The sequence below is a fragment of the Streptomyces sp. NPDC058308 genome (genome assembly GCF_042880275.1).
In the GTDB taxonomy this organism is placed as follows: domain Bacteria; phylum Actinomycetota; class Actinomycetes; order Streptomycetales; family Streptomycetaceae; genus Streptomyces.
Map to the genome: position 1 here is coordinate 1 of NZ_JBHVZA010000021.1, position 15,565 is coordinate 15,565.

Here is a 15,565-nt window from a genome sequence, read left to right on the forward strand (position 1 = left end):
CGGATGCAGTATCGACCCCACCTCATCGAGGGGCTCATCGCCAAGACCGGACTCGACCTCCAACCGCCGTAACCCCAGCCATTAAAGATCTCTAGCTGGGTCTATAGGGAGGCATCGAAACTGGGCTTGAAGGGTTGCTCGGCCGAGGCAGGAACGCGAAGGTCCTGTACAAGAGGGCCGAAATTTTCAAATGGCTGGAGCAGCAGAAGATCCACTAATCGCTACTCCTGCCCGGTGAGCCGGGGCCGGGGCTTCCGCGCGCTTTGCCTGCCTTCCACTTCCATGTTTGTCAGTCTCCGGCGCCTCCCGAAAGCCTCTGGGATACCCATCCCATTCCGACGGGCTGGCTCTAAGGGCTGTCCCGCAAAAGGCTGGCTGGCGCCCGCGCCAGGTGCTGAGCGGGATACTCGCGGGACTCCGGCGCGGGGCTGTGACAGCCTGCGAACATGCCAGAGCTGCGTGTTCATGCGAGGCGTCACTACGCCATCCAGTTCTACTACGCCTTGCCGGACGACGGATGGTGCGTGGAGCTGAGCGAGGCCGTCCCAGCGCCGACGGCGTGGGCTGAGAACCCCAGCGCCGAAACGCATTTGCCTGGAGTGGCCTTCCTGGTGGCGGTGATACCCGACGAAGATCCGGACCTGGAGCCGACCGTCCACATCCACAGCCACGACGAGCACGTCATCCCCTACGAGATCATGTGCTGGTTCATGGAGCATGTGGCCGAGCAGGTTGAACGCTGCCGCATCGCCTTCGAGCAGGGAGAACCTGAAGCAGTGGAGTAATCACACAGTGACTGGTGTGATCACGGCGTCGGGGCCCTCCTGAATAGCCCCGTTCAGCGGGCTCAGCCCACGGCAGTTCGGCAAACTGATCACCGCGCTCCGACGCGAGGGTGCAGATCTGGTGCGCAAGGGTCGGTCGTGGAGCCTGCCGCTGGAGGACCGCGTGCTGCTGGTCGCCGCGTACTGGCGGACGAGCCTCACCTTGCGCCAACTGGCGCCGCTGTTCGGGGTGTCCAAGTCCGCAGCCGACCGCATCATCGACCATCTCGGACCCGCGCTCGCGCTCCAGCAACGCAAGCGGTTCCGCAAGGACACCGTGCTGATCGTGGACGGCACCCTGGCCCCCACGTGCGATCACAGCATCGCTGAGCAGTCGAAGAACTACCTGTATTCGACCAACCACCAGGTCGTCATCGACGCAGACACTCGGGTGGTCGTCGCGGTCGGCCGGCCGTTGCCCGGCAACCGCAACGACTGCAAGGCGTGGGATTTGTCCGGAGCGAAGGCCGCCGTCGGCCAGACCACGGTCATCGCCGACGGCGGCTACCGGGGCACCGGCCTGGTCATCCCACACCGCCGCGAACCTGGCCAGAGCGAACTGGAGGCATGGAAAGAGGAACACAACACTTCCCACCGCAAGGTCCGCGCCCGCGTCGAGCACGCCTTCGCCCGGATGAAGACCTGGAAGATCCTCCGCGACTGCCGCCTCAAGGGCGACGGCGTCCACCACGCGATGCTCGGCATCGCCCGCCTGCACAACCTCATCCTCACCGGGTGACGACGAACAGGCAGGTCAACACGTCCTAGATCATTTACGGGACAACGCTTAGAGCCAAGGACTCGGACGTCAAGTACATGCGCAACCGCCACCCGCTTATCGACATGGGCTGGTCAAGGGCCGATCACCACCGGTGCCCGGACCGCTGCCAGTGCGGTGTTCGACAGCTTCTGGCCGCGGGTCACGGGCCGGTTCTGGGCGGCCTTGTGGCCGGTGATCACCGCCGGGTCGGCGCCGGGATTGCTGTCGTCGAGCCCGACGAAGCCCAGGTCTGCGATGGCGCCGAGACCCCGGCCGCCCGCAGCTTGGCGATGAGCTGGTCGTGGCGGCAGGCAGTGATCTCAGAGGTGCGTCCGGGCCGGGCCACCGAGACCCAGAGCAGTCGGCCGCGGTCGTTGGTGAGCGCGATGACGAGTAGGCCATGGCAGTTGCTCTTGCCGGAGTAGTTTTTCCGGTTCTCTTTGCCGGTGCGCCGCCGGGTGCGAATCAGCTGTCCAACTCCAATACAGCGAAGCTAAGACAGAAATTGATCACTCAAGCAGTGGATGAACAAAGGTCACGGCACGAGTGACTTCTCCACTCTCCGAAACCTCCTCAGATGACACGAACCTACCTTGCATGCTGCCGTCCACCGCCGACGAAAAAGGGGAGTGCTCCACCCTTGACCCTCGAACGAATCCAGGGGTCTTCTGGGTAGCGATTTCATCAATCATCGCGCCGAGGTCCAAGGAGGGAGCACTGTCGACCCAGGTTTCAGTCCACCCTCCTCGAGGGAAGTCTCTCGGATCTCCAGGGTGTAGATGCTGGCGCATCGACTCCAATACACAATCCTCGACAGCGCGAGCAGCCTCCCGATTCGGAACGAGGCACCGATCAATCAGGATACCGCCCCGAGAGATGTGGGCAGCGACGCGGTCATACACCCTCGGCTCGCTATGCGTGATTCCGACCTTGATTAGCCCGAGGGGTGGAAAGTGGATCAGATATACCCAGTGCGGGAGATCCGGGTCGATCCCTTCTGCGCACCGCAAGCAAGGAGGGGCGCCAGCAGCGAGCGCGCAGATGGAGACCTGCCTGCTCGCACCACAGTCGGTCTCAGCACAGCGTGCAGAGACTGGATCCGATAGCGTCGCATACCCGTCATGCTCTCGAATCAATCCGAACTTGCCATAGAACTCGTTTTGCCAACCAGCGAACTTTGACGTGAAGCATGCATAGCAATGCGTCCATGGCTCACTCGAACTCGAAAGTATGTGGACGGCGTTGAAGGTGTTCGGAGCAGCACAGAGTACGCACACGACATCGATTGACTCCCAAACTTCCCCGATACGGCTGTCCATTTGACTGTCGGGAAGCGTCCTCCCAGACCCATCCACTATCTCAAAACCTGCTTCGCGGACCATTCGGGCCACGTCGCTCTGGTCCATCAGCCAGTGCTCTGGGTCCCGCGCCACACCGTCCTCATACATGCGGCGACCAACGCACCAGTTGCAGAGTTCAATACTTCGCGACTGGATCTCCTTGTACGGAATCGCCCCGGGTCTGCCACAGGTCTGGCATCGATATTTCCTCGAGGCCCCAGGAGATACAAACGTCCCCTCTGGATCTACCTTGAGCGCACGGTAGATCGCATCGATACACTCAACACAGCGTCCTGGCTTGCCTTTGCGATTGGCACTCTCATTCTTGCCACACTTGGAACAGGGTCGGACTGCCATGAAGCCCCCTTCAGCACGATTGCCTCTACGAGGCTACGGGCGGGCACTGACAACGGGCCGGGGTAGCCGTCCTCACCTCTCAGCGATCCCTTCACCGCGCGGTCAGCTCACAGGGGGCATCGCGGACAGGTGACCTTGTCGGTGGACTACCGCCCCGGACCTACCCGATCCTCCCGACGCCTACGCACACCAGGCCATCTGACGTGCATTTTTCATGATGCACAGGGCCCATAGGGGCGAGTACCGAAAGGCACCCGCCCCCGATTCTCTGTTCAGGCTGATTCCACGGCTTCCTTGACGACCCCTTCACCGCGCTGTGCGGGAGCGCTCTGCACGGGGTGGGTCTCGGGCGCTGCTGCCTTGCGTACGCCGATGCACACGACGGTGACGACGGCTGCGACCAGCATGCCGATTCCGCCGATGGTGGCGCACAGGTGCAGGGCTCCGCTGAAACTTTCGCCGAAGGCGCCGAGGGCCTGGCCGGTGGCGGGTGCGCCCAGGTCGAGGTGTCCGGCGGCAGCGAGACCGTCGGCGGCGACCGCGTTCAGAACGGAGTCCCGGTCCGCGGCGCTCAGACCGGCTGCCGAGAGCTGCTCAGGCAGCGCGCTGACCGTGTGCTGGGTGAGGATGACACCGAATACGGCAGGGCCCAGGGCCCCACCAACCTGACGCAGGGTGTTGCTGCCCGCGCCTGCCATGCCGGCCAGGTGGTGGGGCACGCTGCTGACGGCGATGGCGGTGATGGGCGACATGACGAAGGAGAATCCGGCGCCGATCACGGCGAGCACCAGGATGACGAGGCCCGCGCCGCTGTCGGCTTCGAGGGCGTTCAGCCAGAACGTGCCGATGCCGGTGACCACGAGGCCCAGGGCCAGCAAGAGACCGGGAGCGACCCGGCCCATCAGTCGTCCCACCACGGGGGCGAGGACGACAGCCAGGCCGTTGAGCGCCAGGAAGCGCCAGCCGATGTCCAGCGCGGACAGGTGCTGGACCGTGCCGAAGAACAGGCTGAGGGCGAAGACGAGGCCGACCTGCGCGAAGAGGGCCAGAGCGATCACGATGCCGGCGCCGGAGAAGGCCCGGGACCTGAAGAGCTGCATGGACAGCATCGGGGAGGGCGAGCGCAGCTCGACGAGGATGAAGGCGGCGAGGGCGACGGCGGCGACCGCGAATGCGGCGACGACCTTGCCCGCACCCCAGCCGGCGGCCCCGCCTTCGATGACGCCGTAGACGAGGGCGGCGACGGCGATGACGGCGGTGAGCTGGCCGGGGATGTCGATGGCTCGGCCGTGCGGGGCCTTGGAGTCCACGAGCAGGACGGCGCCGGCGACGAGGCCGATGGCGCAGGCGATGAGCGACGGCAGGAAGATCCAGCGCCATGCGGCGCCTTCCAGGATGGCGCCGCTGATCAGGGGGCCGAGTGACATCCCCAGGCCGAGGGCGGCGGCCCAGGCGGAGACCGCCTTGGCGCGGGCCCGGAAGTCGGGACAGACGTGGCTGATCAGCGCGAGCGTCGAGGTGAGTAGGGCAGCGGCGCCCGCACCGGAGAGTGCCTGGCCGATCCAGACCTGGGTGACGGAGGTGGCGGTGAGGCTGACGGCGGAGCCCGCGGCGAAGAAGCCGAGGCCCGCGAGGAAGACCTTCTTGCGGCCGTAGAGGTCGCCGATGAGGCCGAAGGTGAGGATGAACGCCGCCATCGGGAGGATGAAGGCGTCGGTGATCCACTGCAGGTCGGCGGTGGACGCGCCCAGGCCCTGCTGGATGCTCGGCAGGGAGACGGAGACTCCGCCGATGGGGAGGTAGGAGGCGAAGACCCCGAGGCAGGCCAGGGCAACGGTCTTGCCGACGGAGCCGGGCCTGGCGTGGGCCGGGGTCGGTGCGCCGCGGATCGGCGGGCTGTGGGCGGTATCGGTGGGCACAGGGCACCCCTCTCGCTGTAATCAGGGACCCTGCGATATTATCAGCCTTACTGATACTCGTCGCGTGGGAGCTCTGCCGACACAGGCACGCTGCCGTTTCGAGCCGCTGCACGACATTCGAGGAGCCGCCATGCCCACACGCCACGAGGACTGGCAGCAGACGCTCCACCACCGGATGTGGAAAGCGAGCCAGGCACTGCACCGGACGCTCAACGAAGAGCTGGCCGGCCTTGGCCTGACGATCAACCAGCTGGCCCTGGCGGTGACGCTGGCCCAGCACGCTCCGCTGTCCTCCGCTGATCTGGCCCGCAGTCAGGGCATCACTCCGCAGACGGCCAATTCAGCACTGGCCCATCTGGACCGGCTTGGCTGGCTGGAGCGCCGCCCGCATCCGGTGCACAAGCGGGTCGTGCTCCTCGATCTCACGAAGGAGGGGCACGCCGGGGTGGCCGCCGGCCGGGCACGCACCGATGCCGTCATGGACCGGATGCGTGCCGCGCTGGGTGGGGCCCGGCAGGCGGAGGAGTTCTTGGCAGCGCTGCGGCGGGTGAGTGACGAGTTCGACGGGCCCGATACCCCGCCCGGGCAGCTGTGGCCCGGACGGTGACGGTCGAAGCGTGGGTTCAGCCGACGCGCACGGTGTGTACCAGGTGCTTGATCTCCTGGAACTCGGCCGGCCCGCAGGCGCCGTTGAGACGCCCGATACCGGTCTGCTTCATGCCGCTTTCCTCGAACTGATCATAGGTCATACCCCAGTTGTTGATCCAGACGGTTCCGGCGTCGAGGCGGGCCGCCAGGCGCACGGGCCGGGCCGCGTCGCTGCTCCACACGGACGCGGCGAGGCCGAATTCGGTGGCGTTGGCCCGGCGCACGGCGTCGTCCTCGTTGTCGAAGACCTCGAAGGTGGCGACCGGCCCGAACACCCCCTGCTGAACCAGTGGTGCCGCCGGGTCCACGACCTCAACGAGGCTCGGCCTGAGGTAGGCGTCCTCGCCCTGGGGGTTGAGGAGTCCGCCGCGGACCAGGACCGTGCCGTAGGCGCTGGCTCTGGCTCTGGCTCTGGCTCTGGCTCTGGCTCTGGCTCTGGCGACGAGGCTCACTTCTCCCTCAGCTTCTCGGAGGTGTCGAAGCGGATGACGGGCTTGATGGTATGGCCCGAGCGGGCGTCGGCGACCGCCTGGTCGAGTCGGTCGGGTGTGTAGAAGCGGATGAATCTGTCGAAGGGCAGGCGGCCCTGGCGGTGCAGGCCGATGCGGGCGGGGATGAAGGTCAGCCGGTCGCTGGCGCCTTCGGTGACGCCGCGGGGGTGCGTCCGTCGATATGAGGGAGTTGATGTTGAAGGAAGCCCGGCTGCCGGCGGAGGGGGCTCCGATGACGGCGACGGTTCCGTCGGCGGCGATGGCCGTGGCGGCGAGCTCCAGCAGTGAGGGGACGCCGGTGGTTTCCATGATGTACGTCAGACCGCGGGGACCGGCCGGGTCGGCGAGACGAGGCCGGAGATCTTCCTTGCTGCTGTCGATGGTGTGGGTGGCGCCGATTCAGTGGCGAGAGCCAGCCTCGACGGGACGACGTCCACGGCCACGATGGTGCGGGCGGGAGTGAGGCGGGCCGCCATGACGGCAGACAGTCCCACCGCCCCGGCGCCGAGGACGGCCACGCCGTCACCGTAGTGGGGCTTGAGCAGATTCAGGATCGCTCCGGCTCCGGTCCGGATCCCGCAGCCGACGGGTGCCAGCAGGCTGAGTTCTTCCTCGTCCGCGACGTCGACTCGGACGACGCTCTGCGCGGAGACGACGGCGTACCGGGCCAGCGAGGACTGTCCGAAGAACAGGCCGCCGAGCGGTGCGCCGTCCTCCGTGTCGATCGATGTGGTGCCATCAGCGCGTGCGGCCCGGAAGTTGAGGGGGAAGTATGTCTCGCAGGTGGTGGGACGGCCGGTGCGGCAGGCGTTGCAGTGGTCGCAGGAGTTGAAGGAGAGCACCACGTGGTCTCCGGGGCCGATGCCGACCACGTCGGCTCCTACGGCTTCGACGGTTCCTGCTCCCTCGTGGCCCAGAATTGCGGGTAGAGGGGTGGGCAGGCGTCCGGTCAGGACGGACAGGTCGGTGTGGCAGAGGCCGACCGCGACGAGGCGGACGAGGACTTCGCCGGGGCCGGGGTCGTCGAAGACGGCGCGTTCCCAGTGAAAGGTGTCCTCGCCGGTACGGGCCACTGCGGTGATGCGAGAGTGGGCAAGAGCTTCTCTCTCCTGAGATGAGAAAACGCGGGTGGCCGGGTCAGGGCAGGAACCGGCCACCCGCGCGCTTTCAGGTCCCGGGCTTGAGGAGGATGCGTCCGGCGACGGTGGTGCCTCGTTCCATCAGGTCGTGGGCCTTCGCAGCGTCGGCCAGCGGAAAGCGTGCCGCGATCCGTGAGTGCAGCCTGCCGTCGGCCAGGAGGGCCATCACGCGCAGAGCGTCCTCGTGCCGTGCTCCGCGGACGCCGACGATGTCGGCTTCCAGACGGGTGAGGTCGAAGACGGTGAACGGCATCGGGCCGGGCGGGTTCTGTTCACCGGCCGCCGGGCAGAGCCTGCCTCCCAGTCGCAGCACGTCCAGGGCCAAGCGCAGGAGGTCGCGGTGGGTGGAGTAGTCGACTGCGTGGTCGACGCCCTGGCCGTGGGTGAGGTCCCGTACGGCGTGTCGGGCGGCGTCGAGGTCGTTGGTGACGACCACCTCGGCACTGCAGGCGCCACGCAGAGCGTCGGCTCGCTCAGCATGACGGGTGGTGGCGATGACGCGCAGGCCGAAGAGCTGGGCGAGTTGGATGGTGGCCAGACCCATCGGGCCGGCGGCACCGGTCACGAGCAGGGTGTCGCCCGCGGTGACCCGCAGACGGTCACGCAGGACGCGGTGGCTGGTGCCGTAGGGCCACAGCGTGACCGCTGCCTGTTCGAGGTCGACGTGGTCGGGCACTGGCAGGAAGAGCCGCTCGTCGCGCACCACGTACTCCGCGTAGGCGCCCGGGCCCTGATGGCCGGGGATGGCGATGCCTGTGGAGAGGTTCCCCAGGCCCCGGTAGGTTTCTGGGGCATAGGGGTTCTCAGGGTGGACGACGGCCGCTACCCGGTCGTCCACGTGCAGCAGCTGGGTGTTGGGCCCGGCGGCGATGACTGTTCCCGCGGCCTCACGTCCCAGTTGCTGGGGCATGGGAAAGGGGTTGCGGCCCGGGAGTTTCGTGCCGGGCTGCAGTCCGCGACGGTACTTCAGATCCCAGCCCGAGACGGCAGCGGTGTCGACGGCCACCAGCACGTCGGTGGGTCCCAGGGCGGGCAGGGGGCGCTGTTCGTGGACGAGTTGCTCAGGGCCGCCGTGTTCGTAGACCCATACGGCGGCCGTGGTCGTCGGGATAGAGGTCACCGGGTGTTCCTGCGCAATGCCTCGGCAACGGCAGGAATGTCGTCGGGCCCGATGACGGCAGCGATGTAACGGTCGGGCTTGACCAGGACGAACCGGTTGCGGGCACCGGCGAGAGCTTCCTCCAGGCGGCCGTCGGCGTCGGCCACGGCCGGGCGCGGGCCGTCGGGCTGTGGGAGCCGGTCGTCCAGGACGACGTCGATCCGGCGCAGGTTCATGACGTGCCACTGGGGGGCGTCGAAGAGCGCCCAGGCCGCGTCGGGGACGTTCACACCGAGCAGGGCCAGGCCGTCGCCGAGGACCTCGTCGAGCAGTCGCGGGTGCAGGGAGGGCGGTACAAGGACCCGCGGCTGCGGGAGTTGTGTACCGGTGAGCGCATGGTCACCGACGACGAGCCCGGCCCGGTGGCGGGCGATCGGCCGGAACCGCATCTCGCTGAGGTAGCGGCGTCCGGGCCCGGAGCGCTGCAAGGTCCGAACGGTGACATCGCGCAGCAGGGCGCGGCGCCGGTCGGTGGTCATGACGACGTCACCGAGGCGTTCGGAGAAGCGGACCATGGCGGTGGCGTGCGGACGGCGTTCGGCCTCGTAGGTGTCCAGGAGGCGCTGGTCGGCCCGTCCGCGCCATACTTCGTCGATCTTCCAGGCCAGGTTGGCGGCGTCGCGTACCCCGGAGTTGAGGCCCTGGCCGGCGAACGGCGGCATCATGTGCGCGGCGTCGCCGAGCAGGAGGACGCGGCCATCGCGCCAGCGGTCGGCGACGACCGCGTTGAAGGTGTACGCGGTACAGCGCTCGACCTGATCCTCGGTCAGGACCCGGTGGGGGGCGACGAGTCGGCGCACCGTCTCGAAGTCGGGCTCGACGCCCTTCTCCCCTTCACCGGGCCCAAGCAGGAACTCGTAGCGGCAACGGCCGCCTCGGCCGGGCACGATGACCGTCGGCCGATCAGGCGTGCCGTGGTGCATGCCGTAGCGCTCGTCGTGGTGGTCACCGGTGGTGTCGGCGACCAGCCAGACCTCCTGGTGGCTGGTGCCGGTCATGCCGATGCTGAGCAGATCGCGCACCGTGGAGCGGCCGCCGTCACAGGCCAGGACCCAGCTTGCCGTGAGGGTTTCGACGGTGTCCGAGTCGCTGCCCGTCGGGCGCAGGCGGGCCACGGTGGCGCTGCCGTCGGGCTGTTCGTCCAAGGCGACCAGTTCGGTGGCGAAGCGGATGTCGGCCTCGGGCCGAGACGTGAGGGCGTCGAGCAGGACCTGTTCCAGTTCCGGTTGGGCGAACTGGTTTTTGAACGGGTAGCCGAGGCGGTAGGGCTGGGGGCCGCGTGCGTGCAGGAGCGGGCGGCCCTTGCGGTCGTAGTAGCGGGTGCCGGTGCCGGGCACGACGACGTCCAGGACCCGTTCGGCGAGTCCGGCTGCTTCCAGGGTGCGCAGTGACTCGTCGTCGAGGCTGATGGCCTTGGCCTCGTCGCTGGTGGAGGGGTTCCGCTCGATCAGGACGAGCGGAATGCCGCGCGCGGCAAGGAGGTTGGCGGCGGTCAGGCCGACCGGCCCGCCGCCGATGATGAGGACGGGGTGTGGGGTGTTCACGGGTTCACCACCGCCATCCAGATCGGCTCGGCGCGGCTCTGGAGTGCGTCAACGGCTTCGATGGCGGCGGCGAGCGGGTAGCGGTGGGTGATGAGGTCATCGGCCGAGAGCCCGCCATCCGCAAGGAGGGCAAGGACTTCCTGGGCGTCGGTGCGGGTGCAGGCCCGGGTGCCGATGATCCGCCAGCAGTTGACCATGACCGCGGCCATCGGCGGCGACAGGGGGCTGCGGTTGGCGCCCATGTGGACGAGGGTGCCGCCGGTGGCCAGGGCGGCCAGCGCCTGGGATGTGGCGGGCCCTTCGGGCACGAAGTCGAGGACCGCGTCGGCGCCGTGGGGGGCCAGTGCGCGCAGGACTGCGGTGAGCCCGGCGGTGGTGCCCCACTTGGCGGGCAGTTCGTCGAGGGCGACGGTGTCGACCTGTACGTCGTCGGCCAGCGCGCTCACCGGTGTAAGACGCTCCGCGCTGCGGCCGACCAGGATCAGCCGTCCGACCCCGAATTGGGAGGCCAGCTTGATGGTGGCGGTCCCCATGGTTCCGGTGGCCGCGGTGACGATCAGGGTGGCGCCCAGCGGGAGATGGGCCAGTTTCAGGGCCCGTACGGCGTTGGCGAGGTCGTGGACCTTTGCGCCGACGTCGTAGGAGACGTTGTCGGGCAGGACGTCGACCAGGTGGCCGGGTACCCGGATGTACTCCGCAAGGCCTCCGTCGTGGTAGCGGTCGTACAGGGGCATCGGGACGGGGCTGAACGCGGCGTGTCCGATCATGGCTTGCTGCGGGCACATCATGTCGCGGTCGGAGCGGCAGTATCCGCACACACGGCAGTTGAGGTTGGGGTGGACCCGTACCCGGGTGCCGGCGTCGATACCGCTGACGCCGCTGCCGACGGCGGCGATGGTGCCGGCGGCCTCGTGGCCCAGCGTGGTGGGCAGATGCTTGAAGGCGCCCTGGGCGAGCAGGGTCATCATGCCGGGCGCAAGGCCGGCCGAGGCCACCTTCACCAGGACATCGTCCGGTCCGGGTTCGGGTATGGCGATCTTGTGCAGGTGCAGCGCTTCGGAGCCCTTCTGGGCGCGCGCCGCCAGCATCGCGGTCATGGTGCGGCTCCTCGCTCGCTCAACCGTCGAGGGCTGCGGCGAGCCGTTCGGGGGTATAGGGGTCGGCGGTCCTGGCCGTGTCGGCGATCTGTGGCAGCTCACGGTCCGAGAACAGCGCGATGTGCTCGGACTCATCGGCGCAGACACTGGCGTGGGCGATGCCGAGGGGAATGCGGACGAAGTCGCCGGGGCCGAGTTCGGCGATGCCGCGCTGGGTGATCAGGGTGCGCCGGCCGCTGATCTGGTACTGGATCTCGTCGGCGTCCAGGGTGCGGCGGTACGTGCGGGGGCTGTCCGGCAGCAGACGGACGCTGCCCATACGGAAGCCGCGCGAGCGGTACAGCCACGTCATGCCGGGGTCACGCGGTGCGGTGATCACGTGCAGCCGGTCCTTCTCGGCGTGCACCTGTTCCAGGAGGGTGCGTTCGTCGGCGGGGGCGACGGTGATGTCGTGCCCCGGGGTGCCCATGCACTGGGTGACGGCCTCGTTGACCGGGCCCGGTGTCCAGCCTTCGAAGGGCGGGAAGAGGGGTTCGGACGTGCGCTGCGCGGCCCGCTCCTCGGTGACGGGGGCCGGGGTGTAGAAGAGCAGGTGGCTTTCGCGGCGGCCGTAGTTGTCGTGGGCGATACCCCGCGGGATGCGGGAGAACTCGCCCGGCCGGTGCTCGATGGTGCCCAGTTCGGTCATCAGCGTGCGCTCGCCGGCGATCTGGTAGGAGATTTCGTCGACGTCGCAGTTGCGGTGGTAGAAGGGCTGGCGATTGTCCATCGTCTGCCACTCGACGCGAACCTGTGCGCTTTCGTAGACGGCGCGCGGCGGCGCGAACGGAACGGCCTCGTAGCCCTGCGGGAAGTGGACGACGGGCAGCGGCTCGTGGTCGTGCCACAGCTTCACCGGGAAAGGGTTGGGGTGCGGCGGCGACAGGAGCAGATGCTCGTCGCGGGAAACGGTGCGCGGCGGCTCGTCGGACCAGGCGACCGCGATCACTTCGGTGACGGTACCCATGACAACTCCGTTGTTATGTCGGGGTGTTGTGTGTCCAGTTGTGTGTCTGCGGCGGGGCGTTCAGGCGGCCGGGGGCAGGTGCTTGTCGAGGAAGGCGTGGGTGCGCTGCCAGGCGGTTTCGGCGCTGTCCTCGACGTACATGTGGGGCCGGGCGTCGCAGGCGAAGGCGTGGCCCGCGCCGGCGTACACGTAGCTTTCGAAGTCGACGCCGCTGCCGCGCAGTGCGTCGTCGATGGCGGCGACCTGGTCGCCGGGGATGGTGGGGTCCTCGGCGCCGACGTGCAGGAGGACGGGGGCGTCGATGTGCCGGGTGCGGTCGAGGACGGCGTGCGGTCCGGCGGCGATGCCGGGGCCGTAGAAGACGACGGTGGCGCCCAGGCCGCGGATGGCGGTGGCGGCGGTGAAGGCGGCACGGCCGCCGAAGCAGAAGCCGTTGACGGCGGTGCGCGCCCTGGTGATTCCTTCATGTGCGGCCAGGTGGGCCAGGACGGCCTCGACGTCGGTGACGATGGCGTCCGGGCCGATGGCGCCGATCAGTGGCATGGCCTCGGCGTGCCGACTGTATTCGAGGGTGCCCGCGCCGTTGCGGTGGAACAGGTCGGGGGCCAGGGCGAGGAAGCCGTGTGCGGCGTAGCGGCGGGTGATGTCCTGGATGTGGTCGTTGACGCCGAAGGCTTCCTGCAGGACGACGATGGCGCGGTCGGCGGCGCCGTCGGGGCGGGCGACGTAGGTGTTCATCGGGCCGTCGGCAGTGGGGACGGTGATCCAGGAGGTGGGCTGTTGGGTGTTCACGGTGTGCCTCTCGAACGGGTGGTGCGTGGCGTGCGACCCGGTGGTGCGTGTGGGGCGTGTGGTGCGGCCGCCGGGTGGGCGGTCAGGGGTGCAGGAGGGCGGCGCGGCGCAGGAGGTAGTTCCAGCCCGCCTCCAGTTGGGTGTCGGGCCAGCACTCGGCGCGTTTGGCGCGCGCCTCGGCCGGGTCCGAGTGGACGCGGACGGGCCCGGCCGCCGCCGCTGCGAGCTGGGCGGCGCAGGCCCGGTCGAGCAGGACGGCGTGCATGACGGCGGCGGGCACGCTGTGGCCTGCTGCGACCAGGCCGTGCTTGGGCAGCAGCGCCGCGGGCGCCTCTCCGAGAGCGACGGCGAGTGCCTTGCCGAGAGCGGGGGTGCTGATCAGGTTGCCGGTCTCGGTGAACCGTGGCACGTCGCTCCCGGCGAACAGGGTGCCCTCGTGCGAGAGGGGCAGCAGCGGTGTGCCGAGGGCCGCGAAGGCGACGGCCGCGAAGGCGTGGGTGTGCACGGAGCAGACCAACTTCCGGTCGGCGGCGAGCACTTCGAGGTGGATGTGGCATTCCTTGTGGGGTTTGCCGTCACCTTGCAGCACGGTGCCGTCGTGGCCGACGAGGTGGAGGCGTTCCTCGGTGACCTCGTCCAGGCCCCATCCGGGTGCCTTGATCCAGATACCACGGTCGGCCGGGTCGCGTACGGCCGCGTGCCCCCACACCATGTCGCCCTGCCCCGCGGCAGCGAGGGCCCGGCCGGCCTGGATGGTCAGGGTGCGGGCCTCTTCGGGCGTCATTTCGGGTGTCATGAGGTCGGCAGCGCTTCGTAGTAGCGGGCCGCGCCGGGGTGCAGCGGAACCGGGCTGCGGCCCATGGCGTGCGGGTCGAGCGGGTAGGTGATGGGGCTGCGCTCCGGCGACAGGTGCCGGTACTGGCCCTCGATGATGTGCCGGGTCTCGCCGAGCACCCAGGCGATGGCATAGGCGAGGTCCTCGGGGAGGTCCGCGCGGGTCACCACGAGGAAGTCGGAGAAGTCGAGGGTGGTGAACGCGGCGCGGTCCGGGAAGTATCCCTCGTCCACGACCGCGTCGGGCCAGCCGTAGTCGGCGGCCAGAGAGTCGAGGACGTCGCGCTCGACCTCCAGGAAGTTCATGTGCCGGCCGATCTCCTGCCAGGCGGGCAGCATGACCGCTTCGTGCACGATGGCGTCGGCCCGGCCCTCCTTCACGTGATCGAGGGACTCGAACGGCCGCTCGTCCTCCAGGAGTTGCCCGCCCCAGCCGGTGATGTCGACGCCGGAGCGGGTGAGGACCTCGTGCGCGGCGAGCCCGACGTGGTTGACCCCGTCATGGATGGACGTCGCCAGCTTCAGGGCGGGCTTGTGCGCGCGCAGTTCCGCGAAGCTGGTGATGTTGTGCCTCTTGTCCACGGCGACGACGAGCCGGTCCCGCTGCGGTACGACGCCCAGGGCGCGCAGGTCGGGATAGTACTCATCGGCGTAGACGCCACGGCCGTCGAGCGCGGCGGCCGCGAAGGCCGTCGGCGTGGTGAGGGCCACGTGGACCTCACCACGACCGACGGCGCGCACGGCGTCGCTGAATCCGCGACTGTTCCAGGTCGCGATACGGGTGTGGGGGCCGCAGCGGTCGGCCAGTTCCTGGGCGATCCATCCACAGACGCGGTGCAGGTTGGCGCTTCCCCAGTCGCCGCGCAGATGCAGGGTGAGGGACCGCTCAATCCTCGGTTCCGCGGGGCGCTGCCCGTGCGGGTCGTGGGGTCGGCTCATGACTAACGCTCCAGTCCTGAATAGAAGGACGCATGTCCCGTATATCGATCAGCATAGGAGATCCGACGAACCCTGACGAGGGGGGAGCGCAATAAATCTAGCGCTATACCTCTAATAGTAGACCTACTTGCGCCGGATGCCCGGCCTGCACGGACGCTTCACTCGCCCGCCCCATAGGGCCGCTGCCCCGCCAGTCGCGCACCACCCTCCGCGAACGAGAGGACCGTGCGGTACATGAGGCCGACCCTGCTGTCCGCCCATACCGCCTCGACCGGGTCGATACGGAAGAACGCCTGTTGCCCCTCGTCGGGGGCCTTGACGTGACGGAAGAGCCCGGCGTCGGCGGCCCACGGGAACTGCTCGAGGCTCAGGCGGGCGGCCAGGGCGATCTCGTCGGGGTCAGTGACCAGGGACGCCTCCCCCTTGACCTGCAGCGAGCGGGTCTCGAAGCGACTGCCATAGCCGCCGGGCGGCAGGTGATTGACGGCATAGGCGACGCGGGGGTCGCGGACCAGTTCGGTGCGTTTGCGGAAGCGGGCGAAGGTGTGAACGTAGACGCGGAGCCCGTCGGCCGCGATGTGCATCGTCGACACCGAAGGACGGCCGTGGCGGTCATGGACACCCAGAGCCGCGATCTCCTCCGCCCGCAGTAGCTCCTTAACGCTCGTCTCGATCTGGTCCAGGGTGGGCTCGCTGCGCGGCATGACGCCTCCAGT

General features: G+C 68.6%; 15 protein-coding genes and 1 pseudogene. 3 read left to right on the forward strand and 13 right to left on the reverse strand.

The window, feature by feature from the left end; all coding sequences use genetic code 11:
- Positions 1-446: 446 nt before the first annotated feature.
- Positions 447-785, forward strand: a complete 339-nt coding sequence (locus ACFVYL_RS25985) for a hypothetical protein (RefSeq protein ID WP_389719896.1) — start codon at positions 447-449, stop codon at positions 783-785.
- A gap of 43 nt (positions 786-828) precedes the next feature.
- The gene (locus tag ACFVYL_RS25990; RefSeq protein ID WP_389720094.1) at positions 829-1,563 is read left to right on the forward strand and encodes a transposase; all 735 of its coding nucleotides are present in this window, start codon (positions 829-831) and stop codon (positions 1,561-1,563) included.
- A 217-nt stretch (positions 1,564-1,780) separates the two neighbouring features.
- Here ACFVYL_RS25990 and ACFVYL_RS25995 read toward each other — a convergent pair whose 3' ends face one another.
- Together ACFVYL_RS25995 and ACFVYL_RS26000 are read right to left on the reverse strand one after the other, a co-directional pair.
- Positions 1,781-2,068: a transposase family protein gene (locus ACFVYL_RS25995; RefSeq protein ID WP_389720096.1), complete on the reverse strand. Its 288-nt coding sequence runs from the start codon at positions 2,066-2,068 to the stop codon at positions 1,781-1,783.
- 1,485 nt (positions 2,069-3,553) lie between these two features.
- Positions 3,554-5,200: an MFS transporter gene (locus ACFVYL_RS26000; RefSeq protein WP_389719898.1), complete on the reverse strand. Its 1,647-nt coding sequence runs from the start codon at positions 5,198-5,200 to the stop codon at positions 3,554-3,556.
- Positions 5,201-5,330: 130 nt separating this feature from the next.
- Here ACFVYL_RS26000 and ACFVYL_RS26005 point away from each other — a divergent pair, with 130 nt between their 5' ends.
- Positions 5,331-5,807 (forward strand): MarR family winged helix-turn-helix transcriptional regulator, encoded by a 477-nt coding sequence (locus ACFVYL_RS26005; RefSeq protein ID WP_389719900.1) that lies wholly within the window; start codon positions 5,331-5,333, stop codon positions 5,805-5,807.
- Between the two features lie 16 nt (positions 5,808-5,823).
- Here ACFVYL_RS26005 and ACFVYL_RS26010 read toward each other — a convergent pair whose 3' ends face one another.
- The 11 genes and pseudogenes from ACFVYL_RS26010 to ACFVYL_RS26060 all read right to left on the reverse strand — a co-directional run bounded on the left by ACFVYL_RS26010 (position 5,824) and on the right by ACFVYL_RS26060 (position 15,553).
- Positions 5,824-6,300 (reverse strand): aldehyde dehydrogenase family protein, encoded by a 477-nt coding sequence (locus tag ACFVYL_RS26010; RefSeq protein WP_389719901.1) that lies wholly within the window; start codon positions 6,298-6,300, stop codon positions 5,824-5,826.
- Between the two features lie 276 nt (positions 6,301-6,576).
- Positions 6,577-6,720, reverse strand: a pseudogene (locus ACFVYL_RS26015) (hypothetical protein); the annotation flags it as partial.
- Positions 6,657-7,412: an alcohol dehydrogenase catalytic domain-containing protein gene (locus ACFVYL_RS26020; protein WP_389719903.1), complete on the reverse strand. Its 756-nt coding sequence runs from the start codon at positions 7,410-7,412 to the stop codon at positions 6,657-6,659. The pseudogene ACFVYL_RS26015 and the gene ACFVYL_RS26020, both read right to left, overlap by 64 nt.
- 94 nt (positions 7,413-7,506) lie before the next feature.
- Positions 7,507-8,598 carry a zinc-binding alcohol dehydrogenase family protein gene (locus ACFVYL_RS26025; RefSeq protein ID WP_389719904.1) on the reverse strand — a complete coding sequence of 364 codons (1,092 nt, stop codon included), beginning with the start codon at positions 8,596-8,598 and terminating at the stop codon, positions 7,507-7,509.
- Entirely contained in the window at positions 8,595-10,181 is a 1,587-nt protein-coding gene (locus ACFVYL_RS26030) for a bifunctional 3-(3-hydroxy-phenyl)propionate/3-hydroxycinnamic acid hydroxylase (protein ID WP_389719905.1), read from the reverse strand. Before ACFVYL_RS26030 ends, ACFVYL_RS26025 begins: the two co-directional genes overlap by 4 nt.
- Positions 10,178-11,278, reverse strand: a complete 1,101-nt coding sequence (locus ACFVYL_RS26035) for an alcohol dehydrogenase catalytic domain-containing protein (RefSeq protein WP_389719906.1) — start codon at positions 11,276-11,278, stop codon at positions 10,178-10,180. Before ACFVYL_RS26035 ends, ACFVYL_RS26030 begins: the two co-directional genes overlap by 4 nt.
- Positions 11,279-11,297: 19 nt before the next feature.
- Entirely contained in the window at positions 11,298-12,284 is a 987-nt protein-coding gene (locus ACFVYL_RS26040) for a hypothetical protein (RefSeq protein WP_389719907.1), read from the reverse strand.
- 60 nt (positions 12,285-12,344) lie between these two features.
- The gene (locus ACFVYL_RS26045; protein WP_389719908.1) at positions 12,345-13,076 is read right to left on the reverse strand and encodes a dienelactone hydrolase family protein; all 732 of its coding nucleotides are present in this window, start codon (positions 13,074-13,076) and stop codon (positions 12,345-12,347) included.
- Positions 13,077-13,158: 82 nt separating this feature from the next.
- The gene (locus ACFVYL_RS26050) at positions 13,159-13,860 is read right to left on the reverse strand and encodes a class II aldolase/adducin family protein (RefSeq protein ID WP_389719909.1); all 702 of its coding nucleotides are present in this window, start codon (positions 13,858-13,860) and stop codon (positions 13,159-13,161) included.
- Between the two features lie 8 nt (positions 13,861-13,868).
- On the reverse strand, positions 13,869-14,849 hold the full coding sequence (locus ACFVYL_RS26055) for a TAXI family TRAP transporter solute-binding subunit (protein WP_389719910.1): 981 nt from the start codon (positions 14,847-14,849) through the stop codon (positions 13,869-13,871).
- Positions 14,850-15,007: 158 nt separating this feature from the next.
- Positions 15,008-15,553 carry a pyridoxamine 5'-phosphate oxidase family protein gene (locus ACFVYL_RS26060; protein ID WP_389719911.1) on the reverse strand — a complete coding sequence of 182 codons (546 nt, stop codon included), beginning with the start codon at positions 15,551-15,553 and terminating at the stop codon, positions 15,008-15,010.
- Between the last annotated feature and the right edge of the window lie 12 nt (positions 15,554-15,565).